Source organism: Vitreoscilla massiliensis (assembly GCF_001457815.1).
Taxonomy (GTDB): domain Bacteria; phylum Pseudomonadota; class Gammaproteobacteria; order Burkholderiales; family Neisseriaceae; genus Vitreoscilla; species Vitreoscilla massiliensis.
Map to the genome: position 1 here is coordinate 185,909 of NZ_LN898217.1, position 14,321 is coordinate 200,229.

A 14,321-nucleotide genomic window follows, 5' to 3' on the forward strand; every position below is an offset into this window, starting at 1 on the left:
ATGTCTTTATTGGATTTATTGCTGGGCCGTAAGAAGAATACGGCCGCCACAGCAAAAGATCGGTTGCAGATCATCATCGCTCAAGAGCGCGTTCAATCACAGGCTCCAGATTATTTGCCTATGCTCAAGAAAGAGTTGTTGGAGGTGTTGGCCAAATATGTGAATATTTCGCCAGACGACATCCGCATCTCACAAGAGCAACATGACGGCATGGAAATGTTGGAGTTGAACATTACCCTGCCGGAACCTAAGAAAGCCTCTACATGACCTTAACTGAGTTACGCTATATTGTTGCTGTGGCGCAAGAACACCATTTTGGTCGTGCTGCCCAACGCTGTTTCGTCAGCCAACCCACACTTTCGATTGCAATTAAAAAATTGGAAGAAGAATTGGGTGTGGCCTTGTTCGACCGCAGCAGCAATGAAATACGCCCTACCGACGCCGGCTTGCGCATCTTGGATCAAGCGCAACGGGTGTTGGAAGAGGCCGACATGATCAAGCAATTGGCCAAAGAAGAGCAAAATGAGTTGGAAGGTTCATTCAAACTCGGCTTGATTTTCACCGTGGCGCCGTATTTATTGCCGAAATTGATTGTGTCTTTGCGTGATTTGGCTCCGAAAATGCCATTGATGCTGGAAGAAAACCACACCGCCGTGTTGACCGAGATGTTGAAAAAAGGCGAACTCGATGCGATTGTGGTGGCCGATCCATATCAAGAAGCCGGCGTGGTGACCATTCCTTTGTACGATGAGCCTTTCTTTGTGATCACACCCAAAGGCCATGTGTTTGAAGAGATGGATGAGATTACCACGCAAGAATTGGCCGACGAACAAGTGTTGTTGTTGACCGAAGGCAATTGCATGCGCGACCAAGTATTGGACAGCTGTGTGGAATTGGCCAGCCGCCAACGCATCAAAGGCTTGACCAATACCTTGCAAGGCAGCTCCATCAATACCATTCGCCATATGGTGGCGTCTGGTTTGGGCATCAGTGTGTTGCCAGCGACGTCTTTAACTGAAAATGATCACATGTTATTCAGCATCATTCCGTTTAAAGCGCCAGCGCCAGAACGTCGCGTGCTTTTGGCAGCACGTCGTCACTTCGTGCGTCAAAAAGCATTAGACACCATACAAACCGCTATTTTCCATTCGCAATTGGCAGGCGTGAAGTTCGTTAATCAATAAATTTAACAAAAACTCTTGACGCAGTGCAGCAGATGAATTATAGTTACATTTCTGACGCGGGGTGGAGCAGCATGGTAGCTCGTCGGGCTCATAACCCGAAGGTCGTAGGTTCAAATCCTGCCCCCGCAACCAGTTTCTAAAAACCAGCCTAATGGCTGGTTTTTTACATTTCAGGACGCTATTTTGCCTGAGCTAAGTTACAATGAGATGGCAATGCGGTATTGATGCTTTCCCTTTCGACCCAACTTATGCGAAGGAGTGTTATGAATCCCAGTGAGAACAATCCATTTTCTTTGTGGCAGCAGTTTTGGCAAAACGCCAATCCGCAAATGGCGCCTTTCTTGCCACCGATGTCGGCCGAAGAAGTACAGAAGAAAATTTCTGAATTGCAAAGCGTCGAGCTGTGGTTAAGTTTCAATTTGCAAATGGTACAATCCCAATTGGCAGTGTTGGAACAGCAAAAGCTGTTTTTCAACTCTCTCAGTCAAATGAGTGAAAACCTCAACACGAACAAACCAGATTAATCTTGCAGCGGCTTTACAGGCCGCTTTTATTAGGCTGTAACACATGACTTTCCCTCGCTACATTCCACTGCGCATGCACACTGAGTTTTCGATAGAAGACGGCATGATACGCATTAAAGAAGCGGTTAAACATGCCAGTGCCATGGGTTTCGCGGCTTTGGGCATTTCGGATTTGATGAACCTGTTTGGCATGGTCAAGTTTTACAAGGCTTGCCGTGGTGCGGGCATCAAACCGATCATAGGGTTAGACGTGTGGGTGCAAGACGATGCCGAGGGTGAGGGCGACAATAAGCCTTACCGCTTGATGTTGATTGCGCGCAATCAGCCAGGGTTTAAGCGTTTGTGTGAGCTGATTACCCAAGCTTATGTCGATGATGACCGCGATAAAATGGATTTTCGCTTGCGCTATTCATGGCTGAAAAACGGCGATAACAGCGGTTTGATTTGTTTGTCTGGCGCGCACATGGGCAGCATCGGTCAACATTTGTTGGCAGGGCGGCCTGAACAAGCACAGCAAGTGGCGACAGAACTGGCGGCGTTGTTCCCGAACCGTTTTTATTTGGAATTGCAGCGTCTGCCGGAAAAGCCTGAATGGGAAAACGCGGTCGTAGGCAGTTTGCACTTGGCGCAGGCTTTGGATTTGCCGATAGTCGCCACCCATCCGGCACAGTTTTTGAACAAAGACGATTTCCAAGCGCACGAAGCGCGCGTGTGCATTGCCTCGGGCTATGTGTTGGCGGACACCCGCCGTCCTAAGAATTTCTACCCATCGCAGTATTTTGTGCCGGCGGATGAGTTTGAAGCGCGTTTTGCCGATTTGCCCGAAGCCTTACAAAACTCGGTCGAAATTGCCAAACGCTGTAATGTCGAAATCGTGTTGGGCGAGCACTTTTTGCCGCAATTCCCAACCCCAGACGGCATGACGCTAGACGATTATTTGGTGCATTTGTCCAACGATGGTTTGGCCGAACGCATGGCGATTTTGTATCCCGATGAGGCTGAGCGCACGGCGCGCTATCCGGAATACCAGCAGCGTTTGGATTATGAGTTGCACACCATCATCCAAATGGGTTTCCCCGGTTATTTCCTCATCGTCCAAGATTTCATTAACTGGGCCAAACAAAATGGTTGTCCTGTCGGCCCCGGTCGGGGTTCGGGCGCGGGCTCGTTGGTCGCGTATGCGCTGAAGATTACCGATTTGGACCCACTCAAATACGCCTTGCTGTTTGAGCGCTTCTTGAATCCAGAACGTGTGTCCATGCCTGACTTCGACATTGACTTTTGCCAAGCCAACCGTGGCCGCGTGATTCATTATGTGCGCGACCATTACGGCCACGATGCCGTGAGTCAAATTGTGACTTTTGGCACGCTGTCGTCGAAAGCGGTCATTCGCGACGTGGGACGGGTATTGGATTTGCCGTTTAGCCTGTGTGACCGTTTGTCCAAGCTGATTCCTTTGGAGCAAAACAAGCCGCTGAGCTTGAAGAAAGCGATGGAAGCCGAGCCGCAAATTGCCGAAATCATCGAAGCCGAAGAAGCAGATGAATTGATGGTATTGGCGCAAAAACTGGAAGACTTGACCCGCGGTACTGGCATGCACGCAGGTGGGGTATTGATTGCACCGGGCAAACTCACCGATTTCTGTCCCGTCTACCAAGCGCAAGGCGAAGACACCTCACCGGTGTCCATGTTCGACAAAGACGACGTCGAGCAAGCCGGCTTGGTGAAATTTGACTTCTTGGGTCTGCGTAACTTGACCATCATCGAGATGGCGCAAAACTTCATTAAAGAAGTGACCGGTGATGTGGTGGATGTGAATTACATTCCGCTGGATGACGCCGATACTTACCAGCATATTTTCGCTGAGGGCAATACCACGGCGGTGTTCCAGTTCGAGTCGGCCGGTATGCGCCGCATGTTGATGGAAGCCGAGCCGAGCAAGTTTGAAGAGATCATTGCCTTCGTGGCCTTGTACCGCCCCGGCCCTATGGACTTGATACCGGATTTTATCCGCCGCATGCACGGCGAGAAATTTGAATACCTGCATGACTTGTTGTCGACGGTGTTGGAGCCGACTTACGGCATCATGGTGTACCAAGAACAGGTGATGCAGGCGGCGCAGGTGTGTGGCGGTTATACACTTGGTGGTGCCGACTTGTTGCGCCGCGCCATGGGTAAGAAAAAAGTTGAGGAAATGGTCAAGCACCGCGGCATATTCGTCGAGGGTGCGGCCAAAAATGGCATTACCGAGAAGAATGCCAATGAAATTTTCGACTACATGGAAAAATTCGCCGGCTATGGTTTCAACAAATCGCATGCCGCCGCTTACGCCTTGGTTTCCTACCAAACCGCGTGGCTCAAATACCATTATCCGGCCGAATTCATGGCGGCAACGATGTCATCAGAGCTGGACAATACCGACCAGCTGAAAATCTTTTACGACGATGCCACCAGCCGCATCAACAAAATCAAATTCCTGCCGCCATCGGTGAACGAATCTTACTACCGCTTCCATCCCGAAGCGGGCAAGAAAATCCGTTACGCCATGGGCGCCATCAAAGGCACGGGTGAAGCGGCGGTGAACGCGATTGTGGAAGCACGCGAACACGGTGGGCCGTTCACTAGCCTGTTTGATTTCTGCGAACGCGTTGGCAAACAACACGTCAACAAACGCACCGTCGAAGCCTTAATCCGTGGCGGCGCGTTTGATGAAATCGAGCCGAATCGCGCCATGTTGCTCGGCAATGTCGGTTTGGCGATGGAATATGCCGACCAAAAAGCCGCCAATGCCAACCAAGGCGGTCTGTTCGACTTTATCGACGATGCTTCGGCCATGCCTGAAGTGGAAATGGAATACGTGGCGCCGTGGTCGGAATCGGACAAATTGGCCGAGGAAAAACAGGCTTTGGGCTTTTACTATTCAGGCCATCCGTTCACGCCGTATCGCGCCACCATCCGTGGATTTGCCAAAAAAGACTTGGCTGACATCAAACCTGCCGACCATAAGCAGTGGATAGGCGGCTTTGTCACCGGCGTGCGCACCATCATGGGCCGACGCGGCAAAATGGCCATTGTGATGGTGGAAGACGAAACCGCCAAACTGGAAGTGGTGGTGGCCGGCGGCTCGTATGAACAACACCAACACCTGCTCAAAACCGACCAAGTATTGCTGTTTGAATGCAAAGTCGCGCGCGATGAATACAATGGTGGTGGCGGAGTGCGCATCAATTCAGACGGCATTTACGATTTCGATGGCGCACGCAGCGCGTTTGCCCGCAGTCTGTGCCTAACCATGACGCCGCACACCGATGTGGTCAAACTGTCGGCCTTATTGGGCGGCAGCCGTGGGCAAGGCTATGTCGGTCTGAAAGTCTCATACGAACACCCACAAGTGCGCGCAGAATTAAAACCGCAAACGCCGTGGCAAATCGGCATAGACAGTGTCTTGCTCAAGCAATTGAGTGAATTGCTGGGACAAGATGCGGTAGAAGTGGTGTGGTGATGACATAAACAAGCGGCCTGTAAATGATTTACAGGCCGCTTTTTTTGAATGCAATGGGGAGGCGGTGCATGCAGGAGGAATGGGCACAAGAAAGTGCAGGGCAAATGTTGGCTCGGGTTGAATATGCACTGACACATGAGCAGGCATCCATTTCTTGGGGGCTGCCGTCGCCGCGTTGGAGTTTGCAGCAAGACCAGCGCCATCGCCGTTGGGTAGGGTGGCATTTGGGTTTCAGCATCGTGTTGGGCTTGCTGTGCCAGCAATTTGCGCCTGCAGATTGGGACGGCGTGCGGTGGCTGTGTTGGTGGTATGTGTTATTCAGTCTTATGCTGAGCATCTGGTTTTTTGTCTGCCCGTATGTCTACCCTAGGAGGGTGCTGATAACAGACCAAAATTATCCGCGCACTGAAGGAGGCATCATGCGTTTTAGAGAAGATGTGTATGCGTATTGGCGTCATGCACCACCGGCAGGCCATTGCCATTTGTATGTGCACAGAGCCAAGCTCATCATTGAGTGTGGTGCCAAACAACACATTGTTGATTTGCAAGCAGGCCCATACCAATTGGAAATCTGTGGCGGGTATGCACTGATCTTAAAGCCCATCGGAGCGGGAGAGGGTTGGATCATTATGGACACTTGGAGCAAAGACCTAGACCGGGTGGCCAAGCTATTGGCACAGCGGTTTCAGCTGCGTGTGATACGGTATTGATAAATGCGGCCTGTAAATGATTTACAGGCCGCTTTTTATGCATATTTATTTTATGAAAATAAGATAGTTGGATTCCAATTTGCTTGTGATAATTGATTAGAGCTGTGTTGAAGGGGAATGCCATGAAGACCATCCGTACTGCAATCAAAATTGCCCAGCCACAGGAGGTGGTGTTTGATTTGACCCAAGACTATTCCCGTCGTTTGGAGTGGGACCCGTATTTGAGTGAGGCCTACTTGTTGAAAGATGCGCCTGAGCCGGCGGTGGGGGTGGATTCGTATTGCAAAAACCACAATGGTTCGGTGATGGTGTCGCGTTATATTTCGTTCAACCGACCGGCAGTGGCGGCGGTGCAAATGGTCAAAGGCCCGAAAATACTGAAGCGTTTTAGTGGCGCATGGAATGTGCACAAAATTGATGCCAACCATTCAGAAGTGATTTTTACCTACCATTTTGATTTGCGTTGGGGCGTGCTGGGTGAAATGCTCACGCCGTTCGCACGTTGGCATTTCAAGCGCGATATGGACAAGCGTTTGCAGGCTTTGAAACAATATTTGGAGGCTTGAGGATATTTACAGGCCGCATCATGGTCTGTGCATGGGGTGCATGAATCTGGGGAGACGGGAATGGGGTTTTTGCAGAAGTTATTGGGCCGAGATCAGGCCATCGTCGTGAACAATGTGGTCAATGATAAAGACACGTTTTGGGCTTGGTTTCAGGCGCAGTCGCCGCATTTTCATCAAGCGGTATTGCAGCAAGAAGAAATTGAAAGCGTTTTTTTTGATCCCTTATCGGCATGGTTAGACCGCATGCACGAGGGGATTTATTTTTTGGCTGGCGAGGCCGAAGCGGGCGTGGCCGAATTGGTGTTTACCGCCGATGGGGTGTACAAGAATTTCGCCTTTATTGAGGACTTGGTGGCGGCTGCGCCCGACATTGCCGGTTGGCGTTTTGTGGCTTTGAAACCTGCCTGTCACCTAGAGGGTTTTGGCATCAATATGGCCGGACGCACATACAGCGCCGATACCTTACATTTTTACCCACGTGAAAACAGCGCTTACCCGCATGTGGTGGACATTGCCATCGTGCACAGCGATGCCACAGCCACTGAAAACGAACTCAGCAGCGGCGTGTATGTGTACATGGACAATTTGCTGGGAGAATGGGTTTCGGTCACCCACATCGACAAACTCGACATTCTCAGCCCGCGCGAGGCCACCCAAGCTTTGCGACCTATGGCGGAATTGGCAGCGTATTTGGCCAGCAAACACCAAGCGTGGCAACAGGCTTATGGCGATGTGTATTACAACAGCGACCAAGACGAGTTCGCCAGTTTTGAAGGCGAAACCGACAATGGCCAACTCATCGTCGGCATCATAGACAGTACCTTATTGGCATGGCCGCACAAGCCCTCGCATCCGTGGATGTTGACGCTGCACATAGCTTACGATGGCAGCGGCTTGAATGGCATGCCGTCCAAACACATTTACCAACAGATGGAAGCGTTTGAAGAGGCAGTGGTGGCGGCCTTGCCAGAACACGAAGGTTATTTGAATTTGGGGCGAGAAACTGGGGATGACATGCGTTTGGTTTACATTGCCTGCAAACATTTTGTTGAAGCAACGCGGGCATTGGAGCGTTTGATGCCGCAATACAGTCAAGAGATGGACATCAGCTACGATTTGTTTCAAGACAAATACTGGCTGTCGCTGCAGCGCTTCGAGCGCATGGCACATGAAGATGATTAAACCTGCATGTGTGAACAAGAGGATAAAAGCGGCCTGTAATTATTTACAGGCCGCTTTTTTAAACTTATACAGCTTACAAAATACAGCTTACAAACGTTTGCCCAATAACACCACGCTGACCTCGTCTTGGTCCAATTCACACACATTCGGCAAAGTGCCCCACAGGCTGAAGCCGTTTTTTTCAAACATGCGCACGCTCGGAGTATTGTGGGCAAAAATCACCGCAATGACGTTGCGGATATTCAGCGCCGGTGCGAGGTCTAACATGTGTTCCAGCAAGGTTTGTCCCAAGCGTTGGCCGCGTTGTTGTTCGTCCACATACAGACTGATTTCGGCGCTGATGTCGTAAGCGGCGCGGGCATAATAATCGCTGAAAGTGGCCCAAGCCAACACTTGGTCTTGCTCGTTGCACAAAACCATCATGGGACGATGCGGTTTTTGATGGGCATCGAACCAAGTTTGGCGTTCGTCTACGGTGACGGGTTTTAAATCTGCGGTCACTTGGCGGCCGGCAACTGTGCTGTTGTAAATGGCGACGATGGTGGGTAAGTCGGCAGCACGCGCTTGGCGTATCGGCATTGTGTGTATCCTTGTCACAACATTGAAGAGGGAAGACAACAGTATAAGAACTAAGTATGCGGGTAGTTACTCTAAAATTTCAAACACATGTTTGAAAAAACGTGATTCAATAGGCTCAACCATCAAAACCATTCTAAACGGTGGCATGATTTTCCTACATTTGGAGACGAGAAATGATTAAACATGTTTTATTGCTCAGTATGTTGTGTTCCGCCGGCTTGGCCATGGCGCAAGACATCTCAGGCAAATGGCGCACCATCGATGATGAAACCAAAAAGCCCAAAGCCATCGTGCAAATCAGCAAAAATGGCGACAGTTATTCAGGCCGCATCATCAGTTTGGAAGCCGGTGTGGAAAACAAATGTGCGGGCTGTAGCGGCGCGCAAAAAGGCGGCCCGTTGGTGGGTTTAACCGTGGTGCGTGGCTTAAAAGCCGATGGCGATGGCTACAGCGGTGGCAGCATTTTTGACCCGAAATCGGGTAAAACCTACAAAGCCAATGCCGAATTGGCCAACGGTGGCAAATCCCTGAAAGTGCGCGGCTACATTGGCGTGTCGGCTTTGGGTCGCACCCAAACTTGGCAGCGCGTTCAGTAAGCCCGTGCAAAAATAAGTAAGGCCGCCCATCAAGGCGGTCTTTTTATTTGCCCGCAAGCCAAGGCAGACGGTATTATCAGCCACATGAAAAAGACCGCCTTAATCACCAGTTTGTCCGTTGTGAGCGTGTTGCTCATCAGCGCTTGCCAGTCCTCATCCAATGTCGATGTGCGTACTGGCACCGGTTCACAATACAAAAACAACGGCCCCGTGCCCGCCGGCTACCACCGTGTTGTCCGCGGTGAAAACCTGTACCGCATCGGCTTGCGCTACAACCAAAGCGTGGCAACCTTGACGCGCTGGAATGGTTTGCGCGATGCCAGTCAAATTGAAGTGGGACAATTGATCCGCGTCAGCCGCAGTGCGACCGGCAATGTCGCCAGCAATACCTCAAATAAAACCACTGCCTCCAAACCGACTGGCGCTTGGTCTGCACCGAGCTCTGCGGTTAATGTCGGCAATGTGCGTTTGAGCCGGCCTGTAAGCGGTTCGGTATTGGCCAATTTCAATGGCGGCAGCAATAAAGGAGTGGATTTTGCCGGCAACCAAGGCGAGGCGATTAAAGCCGCTGGTGCGGGCAAAGTCGTGTATGTCGGCAATGCCTTGCGCGGCTACGGCAATGTGGTGATGGTGCAGCACAGCCAAAGCCTGCTTACCGTGTATGCGCACAATGACCAAATCAAGGTCAGCGAGGGCGAGCAAGTGAAACAAGGCCAGCAATTGGCCACCATGGGCTCGTCTGGCGCGGATAGGGTGAAATTGCACTTTGAAGTGCGCCAAAACGGCAAAGCCGTCAATCCGAATTTGTATTGGTAGCAGTGGGCTTTCACTACTGCTTATTTTTGATTCTCTAAGGCGATTCACTAAGCGCTTCTCCGCCAAATCACTGTTTACAGGCCGCCTCATTTGAAGCGGCCTTCGTCGTTTTGACCACACATCATCCATAAGCCAGATTTTTTCTGCAAAATCGCAGTGACTGAAAATGCGTATTAAATCAAAATGATAGCAATAATTCTTATCATTTATTCCAAAATCCATGCAGGTAAATGGATAAAAATGCTGTGAAAAACCTTTACTTAACTTTATACTACGAATCTTAAAAAGAATGATTCCTATTTATAAAGTGTTTTCACACAGATGATTAGGAAGCATGCTTGGGAAATTGCTGCCCTGTGCCAATAGTGCACAGCTCAGTCATCTGTCTAGTCTTGAAGGTCACTCAACCATTATGAAAAAAACGAATCGCAAAGCGACGTCGCGTCAAGACGCCGCTCAATACGTTGCCCCAACCATGGCAGCTTTTTTGTTGACCATGCCGTTTGCCACCAGTGCATGGGCAGCGCCTGCAGTGGAAGCAGACACTGAGTTGTCGAATATTGAAGTCACAGCGTCACCAAGCAATCCAGTGCAAGTGAAGGAATCGGCTTCAAACAAATTCACCGCACCACTGCGTGATACCCCTAAAACCGTGCAAGTGATTTCGCGTGAAGTGTTGGACCAACGCGGCACCAATACCTTGGAAGAAGCCTTGCGCTCAACCCCAGGCATCACCTTCGGTGCCGGCGAGGGCGGTAACCCAACCGGTGACCAACCGTACATCCGCGGCATCAACTCACAACAAAGCATTTCCATCGACGGCTTGCGCGACATTGCTGCCGGTTCACGTGAAACCTTTAACGTACAGCAAGTAGAAGTCATCAAAGGCGCAGACTCAGCCTTTAATGGCCGTGGCGGTGCCGGTGGCAGCATCAGCATCGAAACCAAAAAACCACAAAACACCGACTTCACCCACATTGATTTGGGCGTGGGCACAGACAAATACGTCCGCGGTAGCGTTGATACCAACTGGTCTACCGACAATGGCATGGCCTTCCGTTTCAATGCCATGGGCTTGAAAGAAGATGTGGCCGGTCGTGAAGGTCCTGAAAACAAGCACTGGGGTTTCGCGCCTTCGGTGGCATTTGGTTTGGACACCGACACCCGCTTGAGCTTGGCTTATTACCACTACCAAACAGACGACATTCCTGATGGCGGCGTGCCGTTCTTATACCCTGTGGGCAAATTGCCAACATCAGGTGAACATGTGTACCGTCCGACGTTTGGCGGCAACCGCGAAAACTGGTACGGCATGTTGAACCGCGATTTCCGCAAAGAAAAAACCGACCAAGGTACGGTGACGTTTGAGCACGATTTCAGCGAAGACATGAAATTGCGCAACGTCTTCCGCGCCGCGCGTTCTAGCCAAGACTACGTATGGACCCAACCTGACGACAGCAAAGGCAACGTACAAAACGGCATGGTATGGCGCCGTGGTAATGCGCGCAGCAGCGACACCACCACTTACCAAAACGTGACCGATTTGACTGGTAAATTCGACACTGGCGCGTTGAAACACAGCTATAACGTCGGTTTGGAATTGGCTTATGAAAAATCAGACGTACAAAGCATGGCCGTACAATCGGGCAGCAATACCTGTAAAAATGGCACGGGTGCGGCTGGTGACTATATGTGTACCGACTTGAACAACCCTACGCCTAACGACCCATGGTTGTTCGATTACACCTTGCCAGATGCGACCAAATACCGCACCAAAACCACATCTGTGTACGCGTTTGATACCATAGAATTCAACCCACAATGGTTGTTGAATGCCGGTGTGCGTTTTGACCATTATGAGTCTAGCTCACAAGCACCTGATGCGGAACGTTTCAAACGCACCGACAATTTGTGGAATTACCAATTGGGCTTGGTGTACAAACCTTTGCCTAATGGCAGCATTTACGCCAACATCGCTACCGCTTCTACCCCAGGCAACTCATTCTTGGGTCAAGGCTTGGAAGACCAAGGCATTAGCAACAGCACCACCGGTCGTAATCCTGTGAACAATGCCAACGATATGGCACCAGAAAAAACCCGTTCTTACGAAATCGGTACCAAATGGGATGTGCTCGACAACCAATTGTCGTTGACTGGCGCCATCTTCCGCAATGAAGTGACTAACACCCGTATCGTGGAAAACGGCATTGCACGCATGGCCGGTGAAAAAGTGGTCGACGGTTTTGAATTGGGCTTTACAGGCCGCATTACCGAAAACTGGGAAGTGTTCGGTGGCTATACCTTTATGAGCAGCGAACAGAAAAAATTGGCGAAAAATGCTGATGGCTCTGACAACGTGGCGCAAGGCCGTGACTTCTTCAATACCCCACGTCACAGCGGCAGCTTGTGGACCAGCTACAAAATCACGCCTAAATTGACTGCGGGTGTGGGCATGTACGCACAAAGCGATGCAGTGGGCAGCTACACCAAAAACGGTGATGCGGTATTGATCAAAGGCATTCCTGGCTACGCCCGTTACGATGCGATGCTGTCTTACCAAATCAGCAAAAATGCCAAAGCGCAGTTGAATGTGTACAACTTGACCGACAAAGAATACTACAGCTCAACTTACTCTACCCATTACGCCACTTTGGGTACAGGCCGCGCGGCAGTGGCCAGTTTGAAACTGACATTCTAAACATTCTTTGCGTTTAGGATAAAATCACAACCCCATCCTCGTTTAAGATGATGGGGTTGTTTGTATGAAGGAATGAAAATGTTGCTACAAATTCCAGCGCTGCTGAGTGTGACCGAAGCGGCGCGCTGTCGTGCATTATTGGAACAGCAAGAGTGGCAAGATGGCCGCTTGACCGCCGGTCACATCGCCCAACATGTGAAAACCAATCAGCAATTGCCGCGTGACAATGTGGCGGCGCAGCAAGTAGGGCAATTGATTTTGGAAAAGCTGGCGCAAAACCCCTTATTCATGTCGGTGGCCTTGCCGTTGAAGGTGTTGCCACCGCTGTTTAATCGCTATGCAGGCGGCACCACGTATGGCGACCATATCGACAATGCCATCTTCACCATGCCGCATACGGGCGACAAAGTGCGCAGCGATGTGTCGACGACGGTGTTCTTGAGCGATGCCGATGCTTACGAGGGCGGCGAGTTGGTCATCAGCGATACCTATGGCGAGCAACGGGTGAAATTGAATGCTGGCGATGCCATCGTCTATCCTGCCACCAGTTTGCACCGCGTTGAGCCTGTCACTGCTGGCACACGCATAGGCGCGTTTTTCTGGACGCAAAGCTTGGTGGCCTCGAATGAGCAAAGGCAAATTCTGTACGATTTGGATGTGGCCATCCAGCAAGTGTTACAGGCCGATGCCAAGAGCGAAGCTGGCCGCCGCTTAAGCGGGGTGTACCACAATTTATTGCGACAATGGTCGCACACCTAAACCCGTATTGAGGAGAGTATTGTATGACGCAGCCACAACATGCCCATATTTTACAGGCCGCATTGAGGCAGATACCGACCGAGATACAGCATGTGCGTGATTACGAAGTGTGGGCGCGCGATTTTATTGCCGACGACATTTGGCATTACATCCAAAGCGGCAGCGACCAAAACCTGAGTTTGGCCGCCAATCGCTCATCGTTTGATGACATCGCCTTGTTGCCACGCGTATTGCGTTCGGTGCACCAAGGCCATACCGGTGTCGATATGTTTGGCCGCTTTCACCGTGCACCGCTGTTGCTGGCGCCGGTGGCTTACCATGGCTTGGTGCATCCCGAGGCCGAATTGGCCACGGTACAGGCCGCGGTGGCGCTGCAAACGGCGATGGTGGTCAGCACCTTGTCCAGTCGCCGCTTTGCTGACATCCGCCGCACTGCAGAAGCCGCAGCGCATGATTTAAAGCGGCCTGTACCGCCGCTGTGGTTGCAATTGTATTCCCAGCCCACACGGAAGCAGACGGCGGCAGTGTTACAGGCCGCTGCTGATGCCGGTTTTGAAGCCATCATGTGGACGGTAGACGCGCATTACAAGCGCAGCAGTTTGAATCTGCCAGCGGGTGTGAACGCGGTCAATGTCGACATGGATGCGCAACACAAACACACCAGCCAATTGTTGGATGAGCGCTTGGTGTTCGGTTCCAGCTTTACCGAACATGCGCCCACGTGGGAGGATTTGGCGTGGCTGCGGGCGCGCACTGACAAGCCGATTTTGGTCAAAGGCATCGTCGCCCCTGCCGATGCTGTACAAGCCATTGCTGCCGGTGCCAATGGCATCGTCGTCTCCAATCACGGTGGACGGGTACTCGATGGCATGGTGTCGCCATTAACCGTGTTACCACACCTACGCGCCGCCGTGGGTGCAGATGTGCCATTACTGCTTGATGGTGGCATACGTTGGGGCACGGACATGGTCAAAGCCTTGGCGATGGGCGCCGATGCGGTGATGGTGGGGCGGCCGCAATTGCATGCTTTGGCAGTCGCTGGCATGTTGGGCGTGGCGCACATGTTGCACGTGTTGCGGGTGGAATTTGAATTGGCGATGGCGCAAGTAGGCTGTGCCCATGTGCAGGAATTGGATGAGTCGGTATTGTTCCGCGCTTGATGTCCTTATGGATGTGTCACATGCGGCCTGTAAACTTGCTGAATC

13 protein-coding genes and 1 tRNA gene are annotated in these 14,321 nt (G+C 51.3%); 13 read left to right on the forward strand and 1 reads right to left on the reverse strand.

The window, feature by feature from the left end:
* The 8 genes from minE (at position 1) to BN3003_RS03190 (ending at position 7,668) form a co-directional block, all read left to right on the forward strand.
* Positions 1-267 (forward strand): cell division topological specificity factor MinE, encoded by a 267-nt coding sequence (gene minE / locus BN3003_RS03155; RefSeq protein ID WP_058305283.1) that lies wholly within the window; start codon positions 1-3, stop codon positions 265-267.
* Entirely contained in the window at positions 264-1,184 is a 921-nt protein-coding gene (locus BN3003_RS03160) for a hydrogen peroxide-inducible genes activator (RefSeq protein WP_058305284.1), read from the forward strand. Before minE ends, BN3003_RS03160 begins: the two co-directional genes overlap by 4 nt.
* A 55-nt stretch (positions 1,185-1,239) precedes the next feature.
* Positions 1,240-1,316 (forward strand) — tRNA-Met (locus BN3003_RS03165).
* 131 nt (positions 1,317-1,447) lie between these two features.
* Positions 1,448-1,708 carry a PhaM family polyhydroxyalkanoate granule multifunctional regulatory protein gene (locus tag BN3003_RS03170; protein WP_058305285.1) on the forward strand — a complete coding sequence of 87 codons (261 nt, stop codon included), beginning with the start codon at positions 1,448-1,450 and terminating at the stop codon, positions 1,706-1,708.
* 43 nt (positions 1,709-1,751) lie between these two features.
* Positions 1,752-5,210: a DNA polymerase III subunit alpha gene (gene dnaE, locus BN3003_RS03175; protein WP_058305286.1), complete on the forward strand. Its 3,459-nt coding sequence runs from the start codon at positions 1,752-1,754 to the stop codon at positions 5,208-5,210.
* Positions 5,211-5,278: 68 nt separating this feature from the next.
* Complete coding sequence (locus BN3003_RS03180; protein WP_058305287.1) at positions 5,279-5,920, forward strand: hypothetical protein; 642 nt, start codon at positions 5,279-5,281, stop codon at positions 5,918-5,920.
* A 122-nt stretch (positions 5,921-6,042) separates the two neighbouring features.
* Positions 6,043-6,486, forward strand: coding sequence for a type II toxin-antitoxin system RatA family toxin (locus BN3003_RS03185; protein WP_082625517.1), 444 nt, complete (start codon positions 6,043-6,045; stop codon positions 6,484-6,486).
* A 60-nt stretch (positions 6,487-6,546) separates the two neighbouring features.
* Positions 6,547-7,668, forward strand: coding sequence for a DUF695 domain-containing protein (locus BN3003_RS03190; protein WP_058305288.1), 1,122 nt, complete (start codon positions 6,547-6,549; stop codon positions 7,666-7,668).
* Positions 7,669-7,755: 87 nt separating this feature from the next.
* On the opposite strand, the gene BN3003_RS03195 is transcribed toward BN3003_RS03190, so the two are convergent.
* Positions 7,756-8,247: a GNAT family N-acetyltransferase gene (locus BN3003_RS03195; RefSeq protein WP_058305289.1), complete on the reverse strand. Its 492-nt coding sequence runs from the start codon at positions 8,245-8,247 to the stop codon at positions 7,756-7,758.
* Positions 8,248-8,420: 173 nt separating this feature from the next.
* Here BN3003_RS03195 and BN3003_RS03200 point away from each other — a divergent pair, with 173 nt between their 5' ends.
* The 5 genes from BN3003_RS03200 to BN3003_RS03220 all read left to right on the forward strand — a co-directional run bounded on the left by BN3003_RS03200 (position 8,421) and on the right by BN3003_RS03220 (position 14,276).
* Positions 8,421-8,843, forward strand: a complete 423-nt coding sequence (locus BN3003_RS03200; protein WP_058305290.1) for a DUF2147 domain-containing protein — start codon at positions 8,421-8,423, stop codon at positions 8,841-8,843.
* A gap of 84 nt (positions 8,844-8,927) precedes the next feature.
* On the forward strand, positions 8,928-9,659 hold the full coding sequence (locus BN3003_RS03205; RefSeq protein ID WP_058305291.1) for a peptidoglycan DD-metalloendopeptidase family protein: 732 nt from the start codon (positions 8,928-8,930) through the stop codon (positions 9,657-9,659).
* Between the two features lie 412 nt (positions 9,660-10,071).
* Positions 10,072-12,357, forward strand: coding sequence for a TonB-dependent receptor (locus tag BN3003_RS03210; protein ID WP_234333004.1), 2,286 nt, complete (start codon positions 10,072-10,074; stop codon positions 12,355-12,357).
* A 78-nt stretch (positions 12,358-12,435) separates the two neighbouring features.
* Positions 12,436-13,116 (forward strand): Fe2+-dependent dioxygenase, encoded by a 681-nt coding sequence (locus BN3003_RS03215; protein WP_058305292.1) that lies wholly within the window; start codon positions 12,436-12,438, stop codon positions 13,114-13,116.
* A 23-nt stretch (positions 13,117-13,139) separates the two neighbouring features.
* On the forward strand, positions 13,140-14,276 hold the full coding sequence (locus tag BN3003_RS03220) for an alpha-hydroxy acid oxidase (RefSeq protein WP_058305293.1): 1,137 nt from the start codon (positions 13,140-13,142) through the stop codon (positions 14,274-14,276).
* The last annotated feature ends 45 nt before the right edge of the window (positions 14,277-14,321 follow it).